Annotated in this window: 16 protein-coding genes, 1 pseudogene and 1 CRISPR repeat array; of the genes and pseudogenes, 1 reads left to right on the top strand and 16 read right to left on the bottom strand. The window is 73.4% G+C overall.

Features of this window, described 5'->3' with window-relative positions; translation table 11 throughout:
* Nucleotides 1–55: 55 nt before the first annotated feature.
* The 8 genes from MF406_RS14060 to MF406_RS14025 form a co-directional block, all read right to left on the bottom strand.
* Complete coding sequence (locus tag MF406_RS14060) at nucleotides 56–718, bottom strand: methionine ABC transporter permease (protein WP_242894918.1); 663 nt, start codon at nucleotides 716–718, stop codon at nucleotides 56–58.
* A complete protein-coding gene (locus tag MF406_RS14055; protein ID WP_242894916.1) occupies nucleotides 715–1755 on the bottom strand; it encodes a methionine ABC transporter ATP-binding protein in 1041 nt (346 codons plus the stop codon). Before MF406_RS14055 ends, MF406_RS14060 begins: the two co-directional genes overlap by 4 nt.
* The gene (locus MF406_RS14050) at nucleotides 1752–2633 is read right to left on the bottom strand and encodes a MetQ/NlpA family ABC transporter substrate-binding protein (RefSeq protein WP_242894914.1); all 882 of its coding nucleotides are present in this window, start codon (nucleotides 2631–2633) and stop codon (nucleotides 1752–1754) included. The genes MF406_RS14055 and MF406_RS14050 overlap by 4 nt, the downstream gene beginning before the upstream one ends.
* Before the next feature lie 281 nt (nucleotides 2634–2914).
* Nucleotides 2915–3940: a LacI family DNA-binding transcriptional regulator gene (locus MF406_RS14045; protein WP_242894912.1), complete on the bottom strand. Its 1026-nt coding sequence runs from the start codon at nucleotides 3938–3940 to the stop codon at nucleotides 2915–2917.
* A gap of 126 nt (nucleotides 3941–4066) precedes the next feature.
* Nucleotides 4067–5716, bottom strand: coding sequence for a glycoside hydrolase family 1 protein (locus tag MF406_RS14040; protein ID WP_242894910.1), 1650 nt, complete (start codon nucleotides 5714–5716; stop codon nucleotides 4067–4069).
* A complete protein-coding gene (locus tag MF406_RS14035) occupies nucleotides 5713–6624 on the bottom strand; it encodes a carbohydrate ABC transporter permease (protein ID WP_242894908.1) in 912 nt (303 codons plus the stop codon). The genes MF406_RS14040 and MF406_RS14035 overlap by 4 nt, the downstream gene beginning before the upstream one ends.
* Entirely contained in the window at nucleotides 6621–7616 is a 996-nt protein-coding gene (locus MF406_RS14030; RefSeq protein WP_242894906.1) for a carbohydrate ABC transporter permease, read from the bottom strand. Before MF406_RS14030 ends, MF406_RS14035 begins: the two co-directional genes overlap by 4 nt.
* A 75-nt stretch (nucleotides 7617–7691) precedes the next feature.
* Nucleotides 7692–8996: an extracellular solute-binding protein gene (locus MF406_RS14025; protein ID WP_242894904.1), complete on the bottom strand. Its 1305-nt coding sequence runs from the start codon at nucleotides 8994–8996 to the stop codon at nucleotides 7692–7694.
* 557 nt (nucleotides 8997–9553) lie between these two features.
* Here MF406_RS14025 and MF406_RS14020 point away from each other — a divergent pair.
* The gene (locus MF406_RS14020; protein WP_242894902.1) at nucleotides 9554–10210 is read left to right on the top strand and encodes a potassium channel family protein; all 657 of its coding nucleotides are present in this window, start codon (nucleotides 9554–9556) and stop codon (nucleotides 10208–10210) included.
* A 36-nt stretch (nucleotides 10211–10246) separates the two neighbouring features.
* A CRISPR array of direct repeats spans nucleotides 10247–13197; the repeat unit is 29 nt; unit sequence GGGATCACCCCCGCGAGCGCGGGGACCAC.
* A gap of 44 nt (nucleotides 13198–13241) precedes the next feature.
* On the opposite strand, the gene cas2e is transcribed toward MF406_RS14020, so the two are convergent.
* From cas2e to MF406_RS13980, 8 genes and pseudogenes are all read right to left on the bottom strand, one after another.
* A complete protein-coding gene (gene cas2e, locus MF406_RS14015; protein WP_242897805.1) occupies nucleotides 13242–13631 on the bottom strand; it encodes a type I-E CRISPR-associated endoribonuclease Cas2e in 390 nt (129 codons plus the stop codon).
* The gene (gene cas1e / locus MF406_RS14010; RefSeq protein WP_256463899.1) at nucleotides 13631–14590 is read right to left on the bottom strand and encodes a type I-E CRISPR-associated endonuclease Cas1e; all 960 of its coding nucleotides are present in this window, start codon (nucleotides 14588–14590) and stop codon (nucleotides 13631–13633) included. Before cas1e ends, cas2e begins: the two co-directional genes overlap by 1 nt.
* Complete coding sequence (cas6e, locus tag MF406_RS14005) at nucleotides 14587–15270, bottom strand: type I-E CRISPR-associated protein Cas6/Cse3/CasE (RefSeq protein WP_242894890.1); 684 nt, start codon at nucleotides 15268–15270, stop codon at nucleotides 14587–14589. Before cas6e ends, cas1e begins: the two co-directional genes overlap by 4 nt.
* A 1-nt stretch (nucleotide 15271) precedes the next feature.
* A complete protein-coding gene (gene cas5e, locus MF406_RS14000; protein ID WP_242894881.1) occupies nucleotides 15272–16024 on the bottom strand; it encodes a type I-E CRISPR-associated protein Cas5/CasD in 753 nt (250 codons plus the stop codon).
* The gene (gene cas7e / locus MF406_RS13995; RefSeq protein ID WP_242894879.1) at nucleotides 16021–17178 is read right to left on the bottom strand and encodes a type I-E CRISPR-associated protein Cas7/Cse4/CasC; all 1158 of its coding nucleotides are present in this window, start codon (nucleotides 17176–17178) and stop codon (nucleotides 16021–16023) included. Before cas7e ends, cas5e begins: the two co-directional genes overlap by 4 nt.
* Complete coding sequence (casB, locus tag MF406_RS13990) at nucleotides 17175–17867, bottom strand: type I-E CRISPR-associated protein Cse2/CasB (protein WP_242894877.1); 693 nt, start codon at nucleotides 17865–17867, stop codon at nucleotides 17175–17177. Before casB ends, cas7e begins: the two co-directional genes overlap by 4 nt.
* Nucleotides 17860–19514: pseudogene (gene casA / locus MF406_RS13985) on the bottom strand (type I-E CRISPR-associated protein Cse1/CasA). The gene casB and the pseudogene casA overlap by 8 nt, the downstream one beginning before the upstream one ends.
* A 24-nt stretch (nucleotides 19515–19538) precedes the next feature.
* Nucleotides 19539–22763 (bottom strand): CRISPR-associated endonuclease Cas3'', encoded by a 3225-nt coding sequence (locus MF406_RS13980; RefSeq protein WP_242894866.1) that lies wholly within the window; start codon nucleotides 22761–22763, stop codon nucleotides 19539–19541.
* Nucleotides 22764–23010 lie beyond the last annotated feature (247 nt).

The raw sequence follows: 23010 nt of genomic DNA, 5'->3' as shown, positions 1-23010 counted from the left end.
ACGGCGCCCGCCGACGGCGGCTGCCCGCCCGGCCGCCGTCGTCACCGCCCGGGCGTCACCGCCGCAGCACCCGCCGGGCGAGGTGGTTGCCGAGGAACTGCACCGCCTGCACGAGGGCCACGATGACCAGGACGGTCACGTAGGTGACCACCCAGTCGAAGCGCTGGTAGCCGAAGGTGAGGGCGAAGTTGCCCAGCCCGCCGCCGCCGACGATCCCGGCGAGGGCGGACATGTCCACCACCGCGACGAAGATGAAGGTGTAGCCGAGGATGAGCGGGGCGAGCGCCTCGGGGATGACCACCGTGCGGATGATCCGCAGCGGGGAGGCGCCCATGGACCGGGCCGCCTCGATCATCCCGGGGTCGAGGGCCACCAGGTTCTGCTCCACGATCCGGGAGGTGGCGAAGGCGGCCATGATCGCGGCGGGCACGATGAACGCGTCGGTGCCGATCCGCGAGCCGGTCAGCGCGATGGTCAGCGGCCCGACGGCGGTGATGAAGATGACGAACGGGATCGGCCGGACGAGGTTCACCAGCACGTTCAGCGCGCCGAAGACGTACCGGTTGGCGAGCAGCCCGCCGCGGCGGGTGGTGTACAGCACGATGCCGAGGACCAGCCCGACGCCGCCGCCGATGATCATCGCGGCCGCGACGATGTAGAGCGTCTGCCCGAACGCCTCGAGGAAGACGGGCCAGTCGGCCGCCCAGTCGAACTTCATCTGCCCTCCCTCAGGCCGGGGTACTCCTGGACGGTGGTGCTCCTGCGCAGCGCGGCCAGCGCCGCCGCGGTGGCGTCCGGCGCCCCGGTCAGCGCCAGGGTGAGGGAGCCGAAGGGCCGCTGGCCGATCTCGGTGATGCCGCCGTAGACGATGGCCGCGTCGACGTCGTGCTCGGCGAGGGTCCGCATGATCTGGGCGCTGGAGCCGTGCTCCTCCTGCACCCCGACGGTGACCAGGGTGCCGGGGTGGGTGGCGGCCAGCCGGGCCAGGACGTCCGGGGTGGGCCGGTCCCGCAGCGAGGTGCCGACGAAGCGCCGGGTGGCCTCCTCGCGGGGGTGGGCGAAGACGTCGTAGACGGCGCCGAGCTCGACCACCCGGCCGTGCTCCATCACCGCCACCCGGTCGCACAGGTGCCGGACCACGTCCATCTCGTGGGTGATGACGACGATCGTCACGCCCAGCTCGGCGTTGACCCGGCGGAGCAGGGCGAGGACCTCCCGGGTGGTCTCCGGGTCCAGCGCCGAGGTGCACTCGTCGGCCAGCAGGATCCGCGGCCGGGAGGCCAGCGCCCGGGCGATGCCGACGCGCTGCCGCTGCCCGCCGGAGAGCTCGGCCGGCCGGGCGCCGGCCTTGTCCGCGAGCCCGACGAAGTCGAGGAGCTCGCGCACCCGGGCCTCCCGCTCCGCCCGGGGCCAGCGGGCCGTCCGCAGCGGGTAGGCGACATTCTCCGCCACGGACTTGGCGTTCAGCAGGTTGAACTGCTGGAAGACCATGCCGATGTCCGCGCGGACCGGCCGCAGCTCCTTCTCGCTCAGCCCGGAGACGGTGCGGTCGTGGACGACGACGGTCCCGGCGCTGACCCGTTCCAGGCCGTTGACCAGCCGGACCAGGGTGGACTTGCCGGCCCCGGAGTAGCCGATCACGCCGAAGATCTCACCCTCGGCGACGTCGAGGGTGACGTCCTGCACGGCACGGACCGCCCCCGGTCCCGCGCCGAAGGTCTTGTGCACCCCGGCGAGCCGGATGGCTACGGTCACAGGTCCGCCTGCACCTCGGCGAGGATCTCCTGCAGCTCGGCGGCGTCCTGGTCGGCGAAGGACGCGGTGCCGCCCGCGCTCTCCTGCACCGCGTCGAGGACCTGCTGGTCGTGGTAGATCTCGACGAGCTTGGTCAGGGTCTCGTCCTCGGCGTCCTCCGCGCGGGCGACCCAGACGTTGATGTACGGCTCGGCGACGTCGCTCGCGGCGTCGTCGGCGAACAGGGCGTCGGCCGGGTCCAGGCCGGCGTCGTCGACGAAGTCGTTGTTGACGATCGAGCCGGCGATGGAGTCCAGCGCCACGACCGTCTGGTTCGCCTCCACCGGGGTGACCGTGACGGTGGAGGCGTCGGTGTCGACGTCGGTGGTGTCCGGCACCACGCCGGCGTCCTCGGCCAGGGTGACCAGCCCGGCCGCCTCGAGCACGCGCAGGGCCCGGCCCTGGTTGGTGACGTCGTTGGGGATGGCGATCTCCTCCCCGTCCGGGATGTCCTCGACGCTGTCGTACTTCTCGGAGTACAGGCCGAGCGGGTAGACGGCGGTCGCCCCGATGGGGGTGAGGTCCTGCCCGTCCGCCTCGTTGTACTGGGCGAGATAGAGGATGTGCTGGAACTGGTTGAGGTCCAGGTCCCCGTCGGTCAGGGCCGGGTTGGGCTGGGTGTAGTCGGAGAAGTCGACGATCTCCACCGTGATGCCCTCCTCGGCGGCGAGGTCGGTGAAGATCTGCCACTCCGGCTGGGAGGCGCCGACCACGCCGATCCGGACCGGGTCGTCGTCGGAGCCGCGCTCGGCGGCGTCGGCGCCCCCGCCGCAGGCGGCGAGGGTGAGGGTGAGCGCGGCGGCGGGCAGGACGGCGGCCGCGCGGCGGGGGAGGGTCATCGGTGGTGGTCCTTCGGGCGGGCCCGGGCGGGGTGGCCGCCGGGCGTGGCTGGTGCGCCGGGGTGGCGCCTGCCAACAACTCTCGGCGGCGGCCAGGGGCCGGTGCGAACGCCGTTAGGGGTGGTCTCGCGATCCGGACGGGCGGCGGGGGCGAGGTGCGTCACACCCGACGACGGCGGCCGTCCTCGGCGACGGCGGGCTCCCCGGCGACGGCGGGGGTGACGTCGTGTGCGCGCGACGGCGACGAGTTGGCGGGCACAACGAGAGGTGCGCGGGGCCGCTCAGGCCGAGCCGCGCACCACCAGCTCGGTGGGCAGCACCACCGACTCCGTCCCGCCCGTCCCGGCGAGCCGGGCCAGCAGCATCTGCACCGCCCGGCGGGCCATCTCCCCGGCCGGGTTCACCGCCGTGGTGAGCGGGGGCCGGGTGCGCGCGGCCAGGTCCATGTTGTCGAACCCGACGAGCCGCACGTCGTCGGGCACCCGCCGGCCGTGCGCGGCCAGGACGTCCAGCGCCGCGGCGGCCATCTGGTCCGAGGCCACGAACAGCCCGTCGAGGCCCGGCCGCTCGGCCAGCAGCCGCTCGGTCGCTGCGGCGGCGCCGTCGGCGGTGAAGTCGGCGCGGACGACGGCGTCGGCGGGCAGCCCGGCCTCGGCGAGGGCGGCCCGCCAGCCAGTCAGCCGGTCCTCCGCGGCGGACATGTCCGGCGGACCGGCGACCGTGCCGACCCGGCGGGCCCCGCGGGCCAGCAGGTGCTCGGTGGCCAGCCGCGCGCCCGCGGCGTTGTCCACGTCCACCCAGGTCAGCGGCAGGGTGGCGTCGAAGGGCCGGCCGATGAGGACCACCGGGATGTCGGAGCCGGCGAGGACGTCGACGACGCTGTCCATCCGGTGGTGGGAGACGACGATGGCGCCGTCGGCGTGCCCGCCGCGCAGGTACCCCACCATCCGGCGGGCGCGGTCGACCCCGCGCTGGCCGATGAGCAGCACGACCTGCAGGTCGGTGCTGGCCAGCGCCGTCGTCACCCCGTGCAGCACGGTGGCGAAGAACGGGTCGGTGAAGAGGCGGGAGTCGGACTCGGGGATGACGACGGCGATGGAGTCGGTGCGCCGGGTGACCAGGGACCGGGCGGCCGGGTTGGGCCGGTAGCCGGTCTCGCGCACCGCGGCCTCGACGGCGGCCCGGGCGGCCGGGCTGACCCGGTCCCCGCCGTTGATGGCGCGCGAGGCGGTGGCCCGGGAGACCCCGGCGAGCCGGGCGACCTCGACGAGGGTCGGCGCGTGCCGCACCGTGCCGTCCGAGACCATCGGGCTGCCCTCCGTCCGCCGGCCGCACTGCCGGCCCTGTCCGAGTTTCCCATGCTGACGACGGCGGCGCGGCCCTGCGTGGGGCGCCGCCCGGGGGCGGGCTGGCCCCGCCCGCGGCCGTGGCTGCTACGCCGTGGGCACCGCCCGCGCCCGGGCGACGTCGCGGTACCACAGCGCGCTGGCCTTGGGCACGCGCTCCAGGGTCTCGTAGTCCACCCGGACGATGCCGAACCGCTTGCTGTAGCCGAACGCCCACTCGAAGTTGTCCAGCAGCGACCAGACGAAGTAGCCGCGCACGTCGGCGCCGGCCTCGACGGCGTCGAGCACGGCGTGCAGATGGTCGCGGACGTAGGCCACCCGCTCGTCGTCCCGCACGAACCCCGCCGCGTCCGGCTCGTCGTCGTAGGCGGCCCCGTTCTCCGTGACGTACAGCGCCACGCCGGCGGGGCCGGTGTACTCCTCGTGCAACCGGGTGAGCAGCCGTGTCAGCCCCTCCGGCTGGACCTCCCAGCCCATCGCCGTCGTGGGGAGGCCGCGGGGGACCGACCGGACGTCCTCCGAGCCCACGAACGGGCTGCGGCGCCGCCGGCCGGGCAGCACCTGCCCGGGACCGCCGTCGGTGGTCCGGCCGCCGTCGGCGGAGGCAGGGTCCGCACCGACGGCGGCCACGTCACCCGCGGCGGCCGCGCCGCCGTCGGCGGGCTCCCCGTCCGGGGCGGCCGGCCCGGCCACCAGGCCGCCGTTGTAGTAGTTGACCCCGAGCACGTCGATCGGCGCCGCGATGGTGGCCAGGTCGCCGTCGTGGACCAGGCCCGCCGGCCAGTGCGCCGCCATGTCGGCGAGGACGTCCGCCGGGTACTCGCCGCGGAAGATCGGGTCGAGGAAGATCCGGTTGTGCGCGCCGTCGATGCGCCGGGCGGCGTCGACGTCGGCCGGGTCGGCGGGGTCGGCGGGGTCCGCGACGGTGAAGTTCAGCGTGATGCCGAGGGTGGCGTCGCCGTCGCGCTCGCGCAGCGCCCGCGCCGCCAGGCCGTGGCCGAGGAGCAGGTGGTGCGCCGCGGCGATCGCCTCGGTGGGGTCGGTGCGGCCGGGCGCGTGCTCCCCGCCGGCGTAGGACAGGAACGAGGAGCACCACGGCTCGTTCAGCGTGGTCCAGACCCGCACCCGGTCCCCGAGCGCCTCGTGGACCGCGACGGCGTAGTCGGCGAAGCGGTAGGCGGTGTCCCGGTCGGTCCAGCCGCCCCGGTCCTGCAGCGCCTGCGGCAGGTCCCAGTGGTACAGCGTCAGCCAGGGCACCAGGTCGTGGGCGAGCAGCTCGTCGACCAGGCGGGAGTAGAAGTCCAGGCCGGCCGGGTTGGTCGGGCCGTCGTCGGGCCGGACGCGGGCCCAGGAGGTGGAGAACCGGTAGGCGCCCAGCCCCAGCTCGGCCATCAGGGCGACGTCCTCGCGGTAGCGGTGGTAGTGGTCGGCGGCGACGGCGCCGTCGTCCCCGCCGAGGACCGCGCCGGGCTGGCGGCAGAAGGCGTCCCAGATCGAGTCCGTGCGCCCGTCCGTCCAGGCCGCGCCCTCGACCTGGAAGGCGGCGGTGGCCGCGCCGAGGAGGAACCCCGGCGGCAGCTGCCGGGCGGCGGGCGCGGGGGCGTCGGCCGGCGCGGGGGCGTCGGCGGGCGCGGGGACCTGCCCGGGCGCCGGGGCCTGCCCGGGCGCGACCGGGTGTCCCGGCCCGGGGGCCTGCCCCGCGGGGGCGGGCACGGACCGGGTGGTGGTGGCATTCATCCCTTGACGGCTCCTTGCATGATGCCGGTGACGAGGTGGCGCCCGGCGACGACGAAGACGAGGACCAGCGGGAGGGTCGAGGCGACCACGCCCGCCAGGATCAGCGAGTAGTCCTTGAAGTAGGAGGCCTGCAGCAGCTGGATCGCCACCGGCAGGGTGGGGTTGGCGGCCCCGAGGACCACGAAGGGCCAGAAGAAGTTCGTCCAGGACCCCACGAAGGTGAACAGGGCGAGCATCGCTGCGGCGGGCCGGGCGGCCGGCAGGGCCACGTGCCAGAAGGTGCGGATCATCGAGCAGCCGTCCACCCGGGCCGCCTCGATAAGCTCGTAGGGCAGGGCCTCCTGCAGGTACTGGGTCATCCAGAACACCCCGAAGGCGGTGACCATCCCGGGCACGATGACCGCCTGGAGCTGGCCGACCCAGCCGAGCTTGGACATCACGATGAACAGCGGCACGATCCCGAGCTGGGTGGGCACCGCCATCGTCGCGACGACGAAGACCAGCAGCGGGCCGCGGCCGCGGAACCGGAGCTTGGCGAAGGAGTACCCGGCCAGGGTGGCGAAGACGACCACGGACAGCGCGGTGACGGTGGAGACGATGATGCTGTTGACCAGGGCTGGCCAGAACTTGATGTCCGACTCCACGACCCGGCGCAGGTTCGCCAGCAGGTTCTCCCCGGGGATCAGGGACGGCACCGGGTTCTGCGCGATGGTGGCGGCGTCGGAGGAGGCGAGCAGGACCGCGTAGTAGATCGGGTAGGCCGAGATCAGCAGCACCACGGTCAGCACGGCGTAGGTGACCCAGCCGGGCCGGCGGTTCACCCCGCCGGTCCCGCGGCGGCGGGCGGCCGCCCGGGCGGCGCCGCGGCCGGCGGTCTGCCGGATCATCGGGACGGACGGCGCGCTCATCGCTGGCCCCCCTTGCCGCCGCTGGAGGCGATGCGGCGGGTCAGCGCGAAGTTGACCAGGCCGATCAGCACGATGATCAGGAAGAGCAGCCAGGCGACGGCGGAGGCCCGCCCGAAGCTCTTCTGCGCGCCCCAGCCGAGCTCGTAGAGGTACATGGTCAGGGTCATCCACTGCCGGTCCGCCCCGCCCAGGCCCATCTGGTCGAACATGCGGGGCTCGTCGAAGATCTGCAGGCCGCCGATGGTGGAGGTGATGACGATGAAGATGATCGTCGGCCGAAGCATCGGGACGGTGATGGAGAAGAACTGGCGCAGCCGGCCGGCGCCGTCGATGACGGCGGCCTCGTACAGCTCGCGCGGCACCGCCTGCATCGCGGCCAGCGCGATCAGCGTGTTGTACCCGGTCCACCGGAAGTTGACCATGCTGGCGATCGCGACGTGGCTGGCGAGCACGTCGGAGTGCCACCGGATCGGCTCGACGCCGACCCCGGCGAGCAGGGCGTTGATCAGGCCGGACTGGTCGGCGAACATCTTGGAGAAGATCAGCGACACGGCCACCGGCGCCACCACGTAGGGCAGCAGGACGCCCATCCGCCAGAACGTCTTGGCGCGCAGGTTGGCGTCCAGCACCGCGGCGAGGGCGATGGCCATGGCCACCTGCGGCACCGAGGAGAGCAGGAAGATGCTGAAGGTGTTCCGCAGCGCGGTGCGGAACCGCGGCTGCTGGAGGACGTCGACGAAGTTCTGCAGGCCGACGAACTCGCCCTGGCCGCCGATGAGGTGCCAGTCGTGCACCGAGACGTAGGCGGTGTAGACGATGGGGAAGAGCCCGGCGACCGCGAAGACCAGGAAGAACGGCGCGACGTAGAGGTAGGGCGAGAGCCGGACGTCCCACCGGGCGAGCCGCTGGCGCAGGGTCGCGCGCGGGGCCCGGGGGCCGGGGTCGGCCGGCGGCGGCGCGGGCAGGCGCCGGGCGGGTGCGGTGGTGGCCATCAGGTCTCCTCGGACAGGTCTCCTCGGGCGGCGGCGGGCGGGTGGGGGCGGTTGCGGCGTGGCCGGCCGGGTGGGTCAGCCGAGCCCGAGCTCGTCGAACGCCGCCAGGGCCTTCTCCCAGGAGGAGGCGGCGTCGTCGCTGCCGACGTCCGCGCGCGTGATCGCGTCCGAGACGGTCTGGTGGATCGCGAAGTAGTTCGGGCCCTTGAAGGGCGTGACCTCCACGGCCTCGGCCCGGTTGGCCAGGATCTCCCCGACCGGGGCGTCGTTGAAGAACTCGTTCGTCTGGCCGCGGAGCTCCTCGCTCTCCAGCGCCTCGACCTGGCTGGGGAAGGTGCCCTTGGCCTCGAAGGCCTTGAGCTGCTGCTCCGGGGCGGTCAGCCACTGGGCCAGCGCCTTGGCCTCCTCCGGGTGCTCGCCCTGGGCCGGCACGGTCAGGAACGACCCGCCCCAGTTCCCGCCCCCGCCGGGGTAGACGTCGGCGATGTCCCAGCCCTCGACGCCGGCGGCGTTGCCCTCGATGACCCCGAGCATCCAGCCCGGGCAGAGCATGGTGGCGAAGCCGTCGTTCTGGAAGGCGTTGACCCAGTCCTCGCTCCACTGCTCCAGGTGCGCGGAGAGGCCGTCGTCGACGCCGGCCGCGACCACCTGGTCGTACAGGTCCTTGACCTCGGCGTTCTCCGCCAGCGGGATCGGGGTGCCGTCCGACTCCTCGTAGGCGTTGGCGACCTGGTTGATCATGCCCTGGTAGGTGGCCTGGGCGGAGTCGAACCAGGGCACGTCCGAGCTCGCCGCGAACTGGCGGCCCACCTCGAAGTACGTGTCCCAGTCGCCCTCGAGCAGCGCCGCGACCTCGGCGCGGTCGGTGGGCAGGCCGGCCGCGGCGAAGAGGTCGCTGCGGTAGCACACGCTCACCGGGCCGATGTCCGTGCCGTAGCCGATCAGGGCGCCGTCGGGCGTGGTGGCCTGCTCCACCTTCCAGTCCAGCCAGCGGCCCTCCACGGCCGGGTCGGCGAGGTCGACGAACTTGTCGGAGTACTGCATGAGCTCGGGGAGCCAGTCGACCTCGATCGCCTCGATGTCGGCCAGGCCGGAGCCGGCCGCGAGGCGGGTGTTCATGTTGTCGCGGGCCTCGTTGGAGGTGGCCGCCTTCTTGTGCTCCACGGTGACGCCCGGGTTGGCGTCCATGTACTCCTCGATGAGCTCCTCGTAGCCGAACTCGTTGAACGTGGCCACGGTCAGGGTGACATCGCCACCCTCGCCGTCGCCCGAGGCGGCGGCCTCGCCGCCGGTGTCCGCGCCGCTGGTGCCGCAGGCCGCGGCGAGCAGGGCGATGCCGGCCGCGCCGGCGACCACCGGGACGGATCTCCTTGTGCGCACGATGACTCCTTCGTCGAAGCGGCTGCCACGCCGCGGTCGGTGTGGGTGAGGGGTGTGGCTTCCCCTCGATGCGAGAGCGCTCTCACGAAAACTGCTGAGAGACGGTGGGAGCGCTCTCACGGGATGTGCCCATCGTGGCGACGGCGGGGGCGAGCCGTCAACCCCGTCTGCGGTCCCGCAGGTCTCGGTTGGGTCACGACGGGCGCTGGGGGGCGGCTGGACGTGCGGTTGTGGGAGGAAGGTCCCGGTCGGTGCTGCGCTGGCCGCTCTGGGCATCACGGGATGCACGACGCGACGACGACGTCCGCGAACATCCCCAGGCGCGCTCAGCCCGGCGACAATCGAACTGACGGTCTCCGCGGTGCTCATGGCAACGAAGGTGGCGGCCGTTCGCCGGCACGCCGTCTCGTACGTCGCGCTCCGCCGGCGGCCTCACGGCGTCCGATCAGGAGGACGGCAGCATGGCTCTTCACGGCGATCACGAGCCCGTTCCAAGCCTTTCGCGGGCTGACGAGAGCCCGGCACGAGGGGCCCGGCTGGAGCACGGGGAGCGCCGCATGGAGGCGCCCTTGACGACCTCGGCAGTCCTGTTCCTGATCGCCTATGCCATCCCCATCGTCTGGCCGGCCGTCTCCCCGGGCATCGCGCGGACGTGCAGCGCCGTCGTGACGGCGACGTGGGTCTTGCTCGGCGTGGACTACGCGATCCGGCTGGCTCTTGCGCCGCGCCGTTGGCACTTCATCCGCACCAACCTGCTCGACCTGGCCTCCCTGGCCCTGCCGCTGCTGCGACCGCTGCGGCTCCTCCGGCTCGTCGCGCTCTTGTCGGTACTGAACCGAGCCGGCACGCACACGCTCCGGGGCCGCGTCGTCACGTACGTCGCAGGCGGATCCGCACTGCTGATCTTCGCCGGCGCCCTGGCGATCACCGACGCCGAGCGCAGCGCGCGCGAGGCAAACATCTCCGGCTTCGGCGACGGCCTGTGGTGGGCGATCACCACGGTGACGACCGTGGGCTACGGCGACCGGTACCCAGTCACGACCACGGGCAGGTTCGTTGCGCTGGCGCTGATGATCGGCGGTGTCGCCCTGCTCGGAGTCGTGCCGCAACCCTGGCTTCCTGGCTCGTGGAGCGCGTGCGCGCCGGCAACGAGGACGAAGCGACAGTCACCCGCGCGCAGATCGCCGAGCTCAGCGAGCAGGTCCGGTCGCTGACGGCGCGCATCGAGAAGTTCGCCGGCCAGGGCCCTGTTGATCACCCACGTGAGCGCGGGGACCACGTCTCCGGCGGCAGTGCCGAGGGCTACCCGCTGGGATCACCCCCGCGAGCGCGGGGACCACAAGCCGGCCTGCAGGTAGTCGGCGTAGCGCTCGGGATCACCCCCGCGAGCGCGGGGACCACAAGCCGGCCTGCAGGTAGTCGGCGTAGCGCTCGGGATCACCCCCGCGAGCGCGGGGACCACCGCCGGTAGGTGTGCAGCCCCAGCCAGCCACGGGATCACCCCCACGAGCGCGGGGACCACCCGCCGCCGGATACTTCCATCATGGCGCGCGCGGGATCGCCTCCGCGAGCGCGGGGACCACGCCACGGCCGGCGAGATCGCTGACGAGATGCTGGGATCACCCCCGCGAGCGCGGGGACCACGTGGCGGGCCCTGAGGCCGGCCACCGGGGGAGGGGATCACCCCCGCGAGCGCGGGGACCAGCTCGCGACGCTGCTGCCCGTGGTGGCGCAGGCGAGATCACCCCCGCGAGCGCGCGGACCACTGTTCGTCCAGCCATTCGGTGATCTCGTTCTGGGGATCACCCCCGCGAGCGCGGGGACCACGACGGCGACACCCCGGTCGCCGGTGGGTCGGGATCACCCCCCGCGAGCGCGGGGACCACTCATCACGTCGCCGGACACTCAGGTTGCCGGGGGGATCACCCCCGCGAGCGCGGGGACCACTCGCCGGTCACGTCGTCGGTCTTGTACGGGACGGGGTCACCCCCCGAGCGCGGGGACCACGATGTCAGCGGTGCGGATCTCGGACCGGAGCCGGGATCACCCCCGCGAGCGCGGGGACCACGTGCCTGCCTACGACGAGTCGGCGTCGGTCCGGGGATCACCCCCGCGGGCGCGGGGACCACGCAGTGGGCACGGTGACGATGCCGGAGAGGTGGGGATCACCCCCGCGAGCGCGGGGACCACTCCAGCAGCGCGCGGGAGACCTGGTCGGTGGAGGGATCACCCCCGCGAGCGCGGGGACCACGTCGGCGTGGAGGGTGAGCGGGTCACCGGGACGGGATCACCCCCGCGAGCGCGGGGACCACTGCTACCCGGCCTTGTCGGCGGAGGTGGCGATGGGATCACCCCCGCGAGCGCGGTGACCACTTCCCCGACCCGGGCGACATGGAGATGGAGGAGGGATCACCCCCGCGAGCGCGGGGACCACGTCCTCTCGGCAGTGATCCAGTCGAAGCTGAAGGGATCACCCCCGCGAGCGCGGGGACCACCCACCGAAGATGTACTCGTAGTGCTTGGTGACCGGATCACCCCCGCGAGCGCGGGGACCACTGCTACCCGGCCTTGTCGGCGGAGGTGGCGATGGGATCACCCCCGCGAGCGCGGTGACCACTTCCCCGACCCGGGCGACATGGAGATGGAGGAGGGATCACCCCCGCGAGCGCGGGGACCACGTCCTCTCGGCAGTGATCCAGTCGAAGCTGAAGGGATCACCCCCGCGAGCGCGGGGACCACCCACCGAAGATGTACTCGTAGTGCTTGGTGACCGGATCACCCCCGCGAGCGCGGGGACCACGGCCGGACCAGGCACCACGTCGGCGCCCTGGCGGATCACCCCCGCGAGCGCGGGGACCACTTCAAGGACGGCGACGGCGCGGACGCCTTCTACGGATCACCCCCGCGAGCGCGGGGACCACCAGACCCTCGCGGACGACGGCGCCCTGGTCGCGGGATCACCCCCGCGAGCGCGGGGACCACCTCATGGAGACGGACCCGGCCCAGGCTGAGCGGGGATCACCCTCGCGAGCGCGGGGACCACTGATCGACGACTGGTGGGCGCGGCGGTCCTGAGGGATCACCCCCGCGAGCGCGGGGACCACAACGACGCCCGCTACGTCGACTGGGACGCGACCGGATCACCCCCGCGAGCGCGGGGACCACGCCTTGGCGCCCTCCCAGTAGCCCTTGATCAGGGGATCAGCCCCGCGAGCGCGGGGACCACGGGCAGTGGTCGCCCTGGTCGGGTGCTTCCGGGGGATCACCCCCGCGAGCGCGGGGACCACGAGACCAGCCAGCAGCGCTACCCCCAGCTCGGGGGATCACCCCCGCGAGCGCGGGGACCACTTCGGGTGGGAGGAGGACTCCGGCGCCGTCGCCGGATCACCCCCGCGAGCGCGGGGACCACGGCCGGACCAGGCACCACGTCGGCGCCCTGGCGGATCACCCCCGCGAGCGCGGGGACCACCCGCTCCTCGCGCTCCCGACGGGCTGAGAGGCGGGATCACCCCCGCGAGCGCGGGGACCACCGGTGCTGCCACAGGAAGTCGATGGACCCGGTGGGATCACCCCCGCAAGCGCGGGGACCACAGCTTTGAGTACCGGGAGTGGAACCGGGAGATGGGATCACCCCCGCGAGCGCGGGGACCACTTGACGGCGGCTGGTACCCGCTTCGTCCGCGAGGGATCACCCCCGCGAGCGCGGGGACCACGGTGTCGTGTAGACGATGTAGGTGCGCCCGGTGGGATCACCCCCGCGAGCGCGGGGACCACGGGCCTGTCCCGCCCCTCGCCCACCGCGTGGGGGGATCACCCCCGCGAGCGCGGGGACCACGCCTACCTCGACCGGGCCATCATCGGGGACGGGGGATCACCCCCGCGAGCGCGGGGACCACAAGGCCGGCTGGGACTACATCAAGTCCGCGGTGGGATCACCCCCGCGAGCGCGGGGACCACGCCAAGCTGTGGGCCGAGGTCGACACCGCACGGGGATCACCCCCGCGAGCGCGGGGACCACGCCGGGTTGCTCAGGAAGAGGCCGACGGCGTAGGGATCACCCCCGCGAGCGCGGGGACCACGGGACGCTGCCGAGCCCTCCGTCGGACCCGGTGGGATCACCCCCGCGAGCGCGGGGACCACGCGCCCTTGAGGCCGATCACCCGGATGGCCGGGGGATCACCCCCGCGAGCGCGGGGACCACACTGGCTGACCAGCACGGATGCCGGCTCGCTGCCTCAAACTACATCACTTGAGCCCGGGATCCCGGTTGGCCATCCTGCCGAACCGGCGCCTCCGGGCAGCGGTGCTCCAGTGCTCCGGCGGGCGGGGGGCGGCGCCGAGGAAGAGCGGACCACGTCCGTCGTCGGGCAGCGGACGCATCATGAGCTCGATGCCCTCGAAGTCGGTGGGCTTCCAGTCATGGCCGTGACTGCGGAAGGCCAGGCGCTGCTCGTTCCGGGCAGAGTGCACGAGGAGCGCACGGCCACCACCGATGCCCTCCGCGACCCGCTCCCACAACCCGTCCCGCACGCGTGGGTTCGGGTTTCCGACGAACACGCCAGGCGCGACCTCCAGCAGCCAGCGTGTCAGCTGTCCGCGTAGTCCGGTCGGGCATGCAGTGAGCACGAGCACCATCACCAGTCCACGTCCTCCTCGCCGTAATTGGTCCCGGCGGCCACCACTTCGTCGGCGCCGTCCCACAGTGCGACGACGTCCGCCTCGACGCCGTCGTCCAGCTCGCCCTCTCCCTCCTCGGGCCGGCTGCCCAGCAGGTGCTGGATGTCGCGCACGCACCGCTCGATCAGGTGGAGCTCCGTCATGCGGTCGCGCATCAGCCGCCGGGTCATGGTCGGCACGTCTGCCAGAGGCTCCTTGGCCACGTCGAACGCAACCGGGATCGAGACCTCGGCCTTGTACAGGTCGGCGACGTCGTAGACGAAGGAGCGGTCATGGCCGGTGTGCACGAACCCCAGGCCCGGGCTGCACCCCAGGGCGACGATGGCGGCGTGCACGAGACCGTACAGCGCGGTGTTCGCCGCCGAGAGTGCCTGGTTGACCGCATCCGAGGCGGCGAAGTCGTCCGGCCGGTAGTCCCGGCGGCCCCACGGAACGCCGGTGCGCTCGCTGTGCTCCCGATAGCTGCGCCGCACCCGCGCGCCCTCCCGACCGCGGAGCTGCTGCATGCTCGGTGCCGAGACCTCCTCACCAGGGAACCGCATCGCATACATCTCGCGGGCCACCGCCAGCCGCAGGTTACGGTTCGACACCAGCCGTGCCTGCTCCTCCAGCAGGCTCGAGCTCCGCGAGAGCGGGCGGCCGTGCGCGTAGTACCGGACGGCCCGCTCGCCGGCCCAGACGGCCGTGGCACCGCTCTCGGCAAGCAGCATCACGGCCCCGTGGCTGATGGTCGTGCCCGGGCCGAGGATGAGCGTGCCGAGCGAGGCCGCCGGGATGTGGACGATGCCGCGTTGGTCGGTCGACGTGATGGCGTTGGCGTCCCGGTGGATCACCGCGTGCTCCAGGTACACGAAACTGAGCCGGTCGGCGGCACGCGCCAGTGACGAGATCGGCGGAGGTGCCGGGCCGCGTGTCACGACGGTCCCAACGGGGCCAAGGTCAACAGGCCGCACCCGTACGCCTTGGCCGGTCCCGCGCCCTCCATCAGCACCGAGCGCAACGCTGCAGGGTCGTTGACGCGGAGGAGGCCCTCGTACGTCGCGCGGGCGATGGTGACCCGTCGCGGGGCGCCCGCCGTGCCAGGTTCGCGCCGGTCGAAGGAGAGCAGGTCGCGTGCCACGACGGCGACCGACGGGTGGGCAGCCCCGTCCACGGTGCTCTCCTCGAGCGCGAACCCCCAGCGCTCGGTCCGGCGGAGGAACCAGTCGAGCTGCTGCGCCACTGTCACGTGCCCCACGCGCTGGCCGCGCCGGCCCTCCTGCACCCGGACGCTGCGAGTCGGGTTGGCAGTGAGGCGGAAGGCCCACCGCTGGTTCTCTCGGAGGGAACTCAGCAGGGCGTCGTAGGGCCGCGTGATCCATGCGGCCGTTGTCGGCCAGCCGGCCTGTTCGGCAAGATGGGTGAAGTCCGGCTGCCGGGGACTGACCACGTAGAGGAACGTCCCCGCCTCCCCCCGGTCGAGACGCCACAGGACCCGTTCGGGAACGGCCGAGCGGGGGAACCCGGCGAGAACCGCAGCATGCATGGCCTGGGCCGAGCCAAGGAGCCTCCGGGCGCCGCGCCGGGCCGGATTGATCTCGAACCGTGTCAGGAACACCTCAGGCACCCCCCAGGGCGTCTAGCGGCTCGTGCCGGACCCGACGCCTGCGCGGGCCGGGCAGGGCTGCCCGGGTGTCGAGCTGCGGTGCCCGGGCGTCGAACTGCGGGTTGGGCAGCTCGGTCTGGTCCCGGACGATGCTGCGCCAGGAGTACTGCCGCAAGGCGGGGTCGAAGGAGATCGGGACGTCCCGGCTCGACTCGGCGCCGACGCTGTCGTCCTCGGCGTCGAGGATCAGGTCGAGCCGGACGGTCGGACCAGCGTGGCGGGATTGGTGCAGGCGCGAGGCGTGCCACGGCTCCGCCGCCAGAGCCGTCCGCAGCAGCCCCGGCCGCAGGCCCAGGCTCACCGGGCCGGCCGGTGGGCAGGACCGCCGACCCAGGTAGAGCGGGAACGCCGGCGACCGCACCGCCTCGTCCAGTCCCTCGAGCAACCCGTCCGGGCCTTCGACGGCAGCGACGAAGGCGCCGTCGGCGAGGTAGTAGCGGTAGGACAACGGAAACGTCGCCTTGCCGTCGAGGGAGCGGGCGGTCTGGAAGTCCCGGACGAGGGTGCCGGGCTGGTCCGCGCGGACCCCGAAGCGCAGTCCGACGAGGTCCTCGATGGGATCGGTCCGTCGGCGCCCCAGTGCCGCGGCGAGCAGCCCGAGGACGCCGCTCTTGGTCGGCTGCGGCTCGGTGGTGCGCCTGACGAACCGGCTCTCGGAACCCCAGGACTGCAGCGGCCCGGCCAGGCGGAGCAAGAGGACGCTCATGACCGTGCGGCGAGCGCGGCTGCCACGTGCTCGCCCGCCTGGCTGACGAGCTCGGGAAGGGTGACCGGCTGAGCCACCCCGGCCAGCGCTGCGCCCTTGTCGCCGACGGCGACGACCCAGGCGGCCGCCGGGGCGGCGCCGTACGCCGCCTCCAGGTCACGGGCGTAGGCGGCGAGCCGGCGGGCTGCCTCCCCGGACCGTCCACCGGGCTGGCCGGCGGGGACGGGCTCCTCGAAGGCGCCCACGTAGGACACCGGCTGGTCGGTCCGGGCGGTGACGAGGACGACGTCGGGCAGCGTGCGGTTGCCGAAGGTGGTGATCTTCCCGGTGGGCATGGAGGTGACGAAGGCCTGCAGGAAGGCCTCCACCGCCCGACGGGTGGCCTCGTCGTCGCCGAGGTTCGCACGCAGGAGAGGGACCGCGACGGTGGCGTACCGGTACAGCGTGGACGAGTTGAACTCGATGGAGCCGATCATCCCGGCTCCGGCGTCCTCCTCCACGTCGGCCTGCTTGTGGTCGTCGACCGCAGTGAAGTAGTCGAACTCGGTCTCCACCTCGTGCACCGAGATGGCGTGCGCCACCTGGACGGCGGCGTCGACGTTCAAATCCGACACGTCAGCAACCATCCGGCCGAAGAGGGCGATGTCCACCGGGTTCTGGCCCTTGACCGCGGCCTGTGCCCGCTTCCTCTCCTCGCGGTCCTTTTCCACGGTCGCCAGGCGACCGTCGCGCTCGGCGGCGATGCCCTGCTCGGCCAGGCGCTCGAGCTGGCGCCGGCCGAGGAAGAGGAGGTAGCCCGACTCCTTCGCCCCACGCTCGGCGTCGGGCTTCTTCCGCGGGTCGGCCAGCTTGATGCCGGCGGCCCCGAGCATGGTCTCGGCGATCTCGGTGCCGCGGCCGGCCAGCTCGGGGTCCATCTTGACGACGACGTCGGCGAGCAGCTCCACGACCCGCTTGGTGCGCCACCCGAGGTCGCGGATGTCCACGAGGTCGTTCAGCGCGAGGCGGGTCGGCCGCTTCCAGGCCTGGCTGGACACCCGGGCGCGACGGGTGCCGCCATACACGGCCGTCTTCGGGCTGCCGGTGTCGTCCCGGTTGATGTTGCTCGGCGGGACTGTCTGCAGGATGTGCACGTCGATGGTCAGGCGATTCATCGGTCTTCCTCGTCGTGGTCGGTGCCCTGGTCGTTGCCAGGGCGGTCGTCGGTCGGCTCGAGGTCACCGGGTGCCGTCGTGCGGCGCTCGGCGTAGTACTGCCGGCCCCACCGGCGCCGCACCCGGCGTGCCCCGTCCGGCTGCTGGAGGTCGAGCAGGTCATCGGCGAGGCCGCCGTAGTCCAGCGGGATGGACTCGTCCTGGAGCTGGGCCACGAGACCTCGCAGGTGCTGCAGGGCCTCGGGGAAGGACTGTGCCGTCGCCGCGGCATCGAACCGCCGACGGACGGCGGGCTCGTTGCCGCGAGCCACGGCGAGGCGACGTACCGCATGGCCGAGGCCCTCGCCGCGCTGGTGCATCGCGCGGGTCCGGGACTGCTGGTGGAGCGCGAAGAGGGTGAGGGCGGCGTGCGCGGCGCGTTCCTCCGGGGTTGGCTGGTCGGGCAGGGAGCGGTCGTCGGGGTGGACCTGGGTGACCGCCCAGATCTCCGGGACCGTTCCCGGTTCCTTCGCGACGGCGTGGCGCAGGTGTGCCAGCAGCGCCCGGGCCCGGGGGTCCTGGCGCAGGGCGGCGGCCTGCAGACGGCCCGCCTGGGTCGCGACGAGCGCGCCGACGGCGGTGCGCGCCCGCCGGACGCTCACCGGGACGGGCCGGTGCGGTGCCGCAGGGGCGGCAGTGGGATCAGGCACGGGACTCCGATCGTTCGTCGTTGTGCTGGGGGAGGGTGGCGGGTAGCGCGGCCGCCAGCGCGCGCCGGAACCAGCGATCACTGACGCCGACGTCGACGTGGTGACCGCGGGACTCCCGGCCACGCCAGGCGGCAGAGCCGGCACCGTCGAGCAGCTCGGTGCCGAGGTTCTCGACAAGGTCCCTGACGGTGCGCTGCCAACGGGCGCTCGCGCTCGGGATGGGTTCCGCGGGTTCGAGGGAGACGAGCCAACGCCGGAAGGGCTGATCCACGCGTGCGTAGAAGGACTCGCGGGCGCGGGTGCGGGGACCGTCGACGACGTCCGCCCCGGCGGCGGCCGCGAGGTTGCTGGCGAGGTTCGCGAGGGCCTGCGCGACCGCCTCGGTCCGCTCGACCTCGTCGCGGGCGAGCAGCTGCTGCGCCTCGCTGCCCGGCTGGAGCAGGAACTCGGGGAGCACGAGGATGTCGTCGACGATCTCGTCCACTACGGAGTTGTTCGACCCGTAGACGAGGGACTGGGCACGCAGCCGGACCACCCCGTGCCGCGGGAGCAGCCCTTCACCCTCGAGGAGGCTGACCCAGTGCACCACTGCCGGGGCGAGGAAGCGGTCCACGCCCCGGCCACCGACACGTTCGGACGCCACGGGCAGCAGGGCGGCCAGCCCCCGCCAGAAGCTCCGGGATGGGTCGTGCAGGAGCGGCATGTAGGTCGGTGCGCCCGCCCTCTTGGTCTGCGGTTCGCTGAAGCGCCAGGCCGACAGGGGCTCGGCGCGCTGGCGGTTCTGGGGTGTCATCCGGTCCCCCTGGGCGAGCACCAGGCCGGTGACGCCGTCGTCGTCCCCGACGAGCCGGACCCGGCGGGACTGCCAGGTGTAGAGGTCGACCGGACCGGTCGGTCGAGGCTCCTCGCCCCGGCCGGCCTCGATGCCCGGTCCGAGCGGTGGCCGCTCCCAGGCGGGAAGGTCGCCCGGACCGCCGTCGAGGTCCAGCCCGGGAGCGCCCGTGGCGACGAGGTTGAGCAGCAGGGTCTCCTCCAGCGTCGCTCCGGCGACGAGGACGCCCCCGATCTGCCCGGCCCACCCGGGACCGATGGGGTACCCCTTGCCGCCCTTGGCGCGCTCGTCACCGACGGCACCGGTCCGGATCCCCGACGGGTCGAAGGCGTGCACGTGCACGAGCCAGCGCGCGGCCTCGGCCCAGCCGATGCGTGCCAGGCCGGCGCCGGACCGGGTGGTGAACAGCGGTGCGCCGTTGGGGATGTCGGCGATGAGCTTCTCCAGGCCGGAGACCTCGCCCGTGGCCGAGCGCAGGCCGGCACCTGGAAGAAGGGATGGTGCGGATGCCGGAGGTCGAACCGGTCGCGCCACTCGGCGAGGTAGTCGCTGACTAGCGTGCGGCGGCCCTCCACGTCCCGCCGGATCAGTGCCCAGTCGTCGACGCCGCGCGGTCCGTCGACCGCCCGGTGCAGGATCGCCAGCAGCAGGCGGGTGATGGCGAACGCCTGAGTGGGAACCTCCCCGACGATCTCGGTGACCGCACCGGCGTCGGTGAGCGCGGTCAGCAGGGAGACCTCGGTGACCGCGCAGTCCGGTCGGCGGACCAGGATCCAGGGTTGGTCTACGAGGTTGAAGGTCGCGTGGTCAGTCATCGGTTGCCACCTCAAGGACGTCAGTCACGGGTTGCCCACCTGAAGTCCGGTATCCCGGTGGTAGCTGAACACCCGGCCGGCCAGGACCGTCCCGCCGGGGTCGAGCGGAAGCACGAGCTGGCCGACGAGCAGCGGGTGGTGCTGCCAGGCCTCCACGTAGCCGTGGGAGAGGGCTTCCAGCAACGCGTCACCGGCGGCGCCCTTGGTCGCCCAGGCGGGCAGGCGCACGGCGCAGCCGGCCATCGCGCGGGCCAGCTGGTTACCCGGGACGTCGGTCGTCGGGATGGTGCGGCCACCGAACGGCTTCACCCATTGCGGGACGGTGAGCGAGCCGTCGACGCCGCGCTCGAGCAGCAGGACCTCGAGGCCGTCCTCCCCCGCACGGACCTGCGCTGTTCCGGCGGCGGAGTCGTCTGCCTCGCCGGCACTGCCCTTGAGCCAGCCGACGAGCGGTACCCCGGCCGGGCGGGGGGCCGCGAGCCGGAACACCTCGGCGTCCGCCTCGAGCTTCTGCCGCTCGTCGCGGGCGGCAGACGCCGCCGTCGCCATCGCCGCCTCCCACGGGGCCGGGCCGAGGGGCCGGGAGTCGTAGGCGCGCTGTACCAGCGGGGCGATCTGCTGGGGCAGCGTGGTCGTCCCGCCGCCGCCGATGATGTCGTGGACGAGGGCGGCGGCGCGGAGCAGCGCCTCGGCGGTGTACACCCGGGCCGAGCCCGGCTCGAGCCGGGGCTCCGCGCTGGCGGGGTCGGGCAGGTGGAGCACGGCGCACCGGGCCCGGCGGAGGCGCTCCGGCCGATCAGACTCGTCGGCACCCCGCTGGTGCCGATGGAGCCGTCCGACCCGTTGCAGCAGGAGGTCCATTGGCGCCAGGTCGGTGACGAGGATGTCGAAGTCGATGTCCAGGGACTGCTCGACCACCTGCGTTGCGACGACGACCGCGCGCCGGGGCCGGGCTGCGGTGCGGTGGGGCGGGCCGAAGCGGTTGCGCAGCCACGCGTCGTTCGCGAGCCGGTCGTGGGCGATGAACCGAGAGTGCATGAGCCGGACCTGATTCCCGAAGTGCTCGGTCAGCTCCTGGGCGGTGGCCTGCGCCGCGCGGACGGTGTTGCGGACCACCAGGGCGCAGCCGTCGTCGGCCAGGGCCTCGGCGAGGAAGGTGGGCAGGTCCTCCTCGGCGAGCGAGCTCCAGGCCACGGACGTGCTCCGCCCCGAGGCCGCCACCTCCAGCTGGGCGGTCCGGGTGCCGCCCACGGCGGTGATGACGGGGTAGGGGCCGGCGACGCCGGGTGCCCGCTCCCCAGGGTCCGGGGACGCCGGGTCAGGTCCTGGTGCTGGCTCCTCAGTGTCCGGCGGGGGACGGCGGCGTCGGCCGGCCAGGGACGTCGGGGCGTCGACGGCGTCGGGCTGACGGGCCCCTGCCACGTAGGCGTCGGTCAGGCTCTGGCGCAGGTGGGCCGGCAAGGTGGCCGAGAGAAGTATGACCGGCACCCCGTAGGCGCCGAGCCACTCCAGCGACCGCCGGAGGTAGGTGCCCATGTAGGCGTCGTAGGAGTGCACCTCGTCGACGATGACGACCTTGCGGGCCAGGGCGAGATGCCGGAGCGCGAGGTGCCGCGAGCGCAGGCTCATGAAGAGCAGCTGGTCGACCGTGCCGACGACGAAGTCGGCGAGGACACCCTTCTTCCGGCCGTAGAGCCAGGAGTGCACGAACGCCGCGTAGTCACCCGGCACCTCCTCGACAGCCCGGCTCCCGCCGTCGGGCCGGCTCCCGCCGTCCGGCCGGGACTCGCCGGACACCCGCTCGTCGACGTCCCGACCGACGTCAACGAGCCGGCCCGGAAAGCGGAGGTCGTGGAAGGTCTGGTTGAGGGCGGCCTTGCCGTGCGCGAGATAGACCGCGCGGCGGTGCTCGCCGGGGCGCTCGGCGAGGCCCGACGCCAGCTCCGTGTCCATCGTTGCGTCCGGGACGTGGGCGAGCCAGGGCAGCACCCGGTCCAGCATGGCGTCGCTGGTGGCCTGGGTCGGCAGGGCGACCAGGCAGCCGCTCGCCCCGCTGCGCGCGGCGAGCGTCTCGGCGGCCAGCAGGGCGGCCTCGGTCTTGCCCTCGCCCATGGGGGCCTCGACCACCAGGATCCCGGGCAGGGCCATGTGCTCGGCCTGCTCGTACGTCGCGCGCTGCACCGGCCGCACCGTGGCCCCCTCCGGCAGGTCGAAGCGTCGGTGCAGCAGCTCGCCGAGGTCGGCGGTGCCCGGGATGGGGCGCCACGGCCGCGGGAGACCGACCTCGTGCCAGGCGGCATCGGCCCGAGCCTCGTCGTCGACGTCGAGCGTCTCACCGCAGGGGAAGAGCGGGAAGAGGGCTGGTGAGCTCGCCAGCCAGTCGGCGACGATGACCAAGGCGCTGAGGATCACCTGCGCTGGCTGGCCCAGACGTAGGGCACGCCACCGCGCCAGGTACCGCTCGGCGCCGCTGCGCCGGGCGGCGTCGTCCAGGAGCTCGCGCTGGACCGCCTCCCAGGGCTCGTCGCCGAGGAGGTGGGCCCGGGACCGCGCCGTCGTCAGCTGCGGCGCGGTGGGCGGGACGCCATGGTGGCCGCCGATGATGGCGCCGAGGACCTGGCACTGACGCGGCGGCCAGCCGTACCGCTCGGCGAGCCACCGCTCCAGGAGGACCTGGCCGGCCAGCCCGTGCGGGAGCTGCCGGCGCTGCTCTGGGCCGATCGACATCGGGATCGGCAGGCGCGCGTCGTGCCGCAGCACGTCGGCGAGGGCCGGCACCTGCCAGGCGAAGGCCGGGGTCGCCTTGCCGATATCGTGCACACCGGCCAGGAACCGCAGCAGCGCGCGTGCCGCGTCCATGTCTTGGTCGGCAGGGGTGCGGCGTCTGGGGGCGGACGCATCGCCGCTGACCGCCTCCGCGAGCAGCCGCCTGAGGTTCGGCGTCAGCCAGTCGTCGAAGAGCCGGCCGGCGACGGCCGAGGCGTCGGACAGGTGCTGGACCAGGGGGAGCCACTGGCGGGGCTGGCCGCCGTCGTAGTCGGCGGCCTTGGCCCAGATCAACGATGCGGCCTGCGAGAGGCTGCCTGCGCGCGCCGCGACCGTCATGGCGATATCAGAGCACGAGCCATCCACATCTGTATGGGACTTGATGGCGACGCCTCCACCATCGTCCGCGTAGCCCTCGACCCGCTCGATCACCACACCCTGCTCGACCCCGATCAGGGCACGCCATACCCTTGCGTTGCGCACGCCGCTCTCCACTCTTCAGGTGACTGACCGTCGACAAGCCAGAAGCCTGGACAGAGAGCGGCGTGCCCCCTACCCCGGCGCGCCGAACCACCCACAGATGGGTCAGGAGAGCCAAGAATGTCGGTGGAGTGCCGCGGGCCGGAACGAGCGGCGTCCCGGGCGCGGCCGATGGTGGGTACGCACGGGCACGGGCAGGGGCACGGGCACGGGTGCGGGTGCGGGTGCGGGAACTGCGCCGCCCGGGCGT

The sequence above is a fragment of the Georgenia sp. TF02-10 genome, from assembly GCF_022759505.1.
Classification (GTDB): domain Bacteria; phylum Actinomycetota; class Actinomycetes; order Actinomycetales; family Actinomycetaceae; genus TF02-10.
Note: the sequence above shows the minus strand (reverse complement) of the source record. Positions and strands in the feature narration are given on the sequence as shown.

Coding starts and splice junctions, on each gene's coding strand:
- cas5e (WP_242894881.1), bottom strand. CDS start 16,024: ATGAGCGTCCTCTTGCTCCGCCTGGCCGGGCCGCTGCAGTCCTGGGGT.
- MF406_RS14045 (WP_242894912.1), bottom strand. CDS start 3,940: ATGGTCTCGGACGGCACGGTGCGGCACGCGCCGACCCTCGTCGAGGTC.
- MF406_RS14030 (WP_242894906.1), bottom strand. CDS start 7,616: ATGGCCACCACCGCACCCGCCCGGCGCCTGCCCGCGCCGCCGCCGGCC.
- MF406_RS14050 (WP_242894914.1), bottom strand. CDS start 2,633: ATGACCCTCCCCCGCCGCGCGGCCGCCGTCCTGCCCGCCGCCGCGCTC.
- cas2e (WP_242897805.1), bottom strand. CDS start 13,631: ATGGTGCTCGTGCTCACTGCATGCCCGACCGGACTACGCGGACAGCTG.
- MF406_RS14035 (WP_242894908.1), bottom strand. CDS start 6,624: ATGAGCGCGCCGTCCGTCCCGATGATCCGGCAGACCGCCGGCCGCGGC.
- cas7e (WP_242894879.1), bottom strand. CDS start 17,178: ATGAATCGCCTGACCATCGACGTGCACATCCTGCAGACAGTCCCGCCG.
- MF406_RS14020 (WP_242894902.1), top strand. CDS start 9,554: ATGGAGGCGCCCTTGACGACCTCGGCAGTCCTGTTCCTGATCGCCTAT.
- MF406_RS14060 (WP_242894918.1), bottom strand. CDS start 718: ATGAAGTTCGACTGGGCGGCCGACTGGCCCGTCTTCCTCGAGGCGTTC.
- MF406_RS14040 (WP_242894910.1), bottom strand. CDS start 5,716: ATGAATGCCACCACCACCCGGTCCGTGCCCGCCCCCGCGGGGCAGGCC.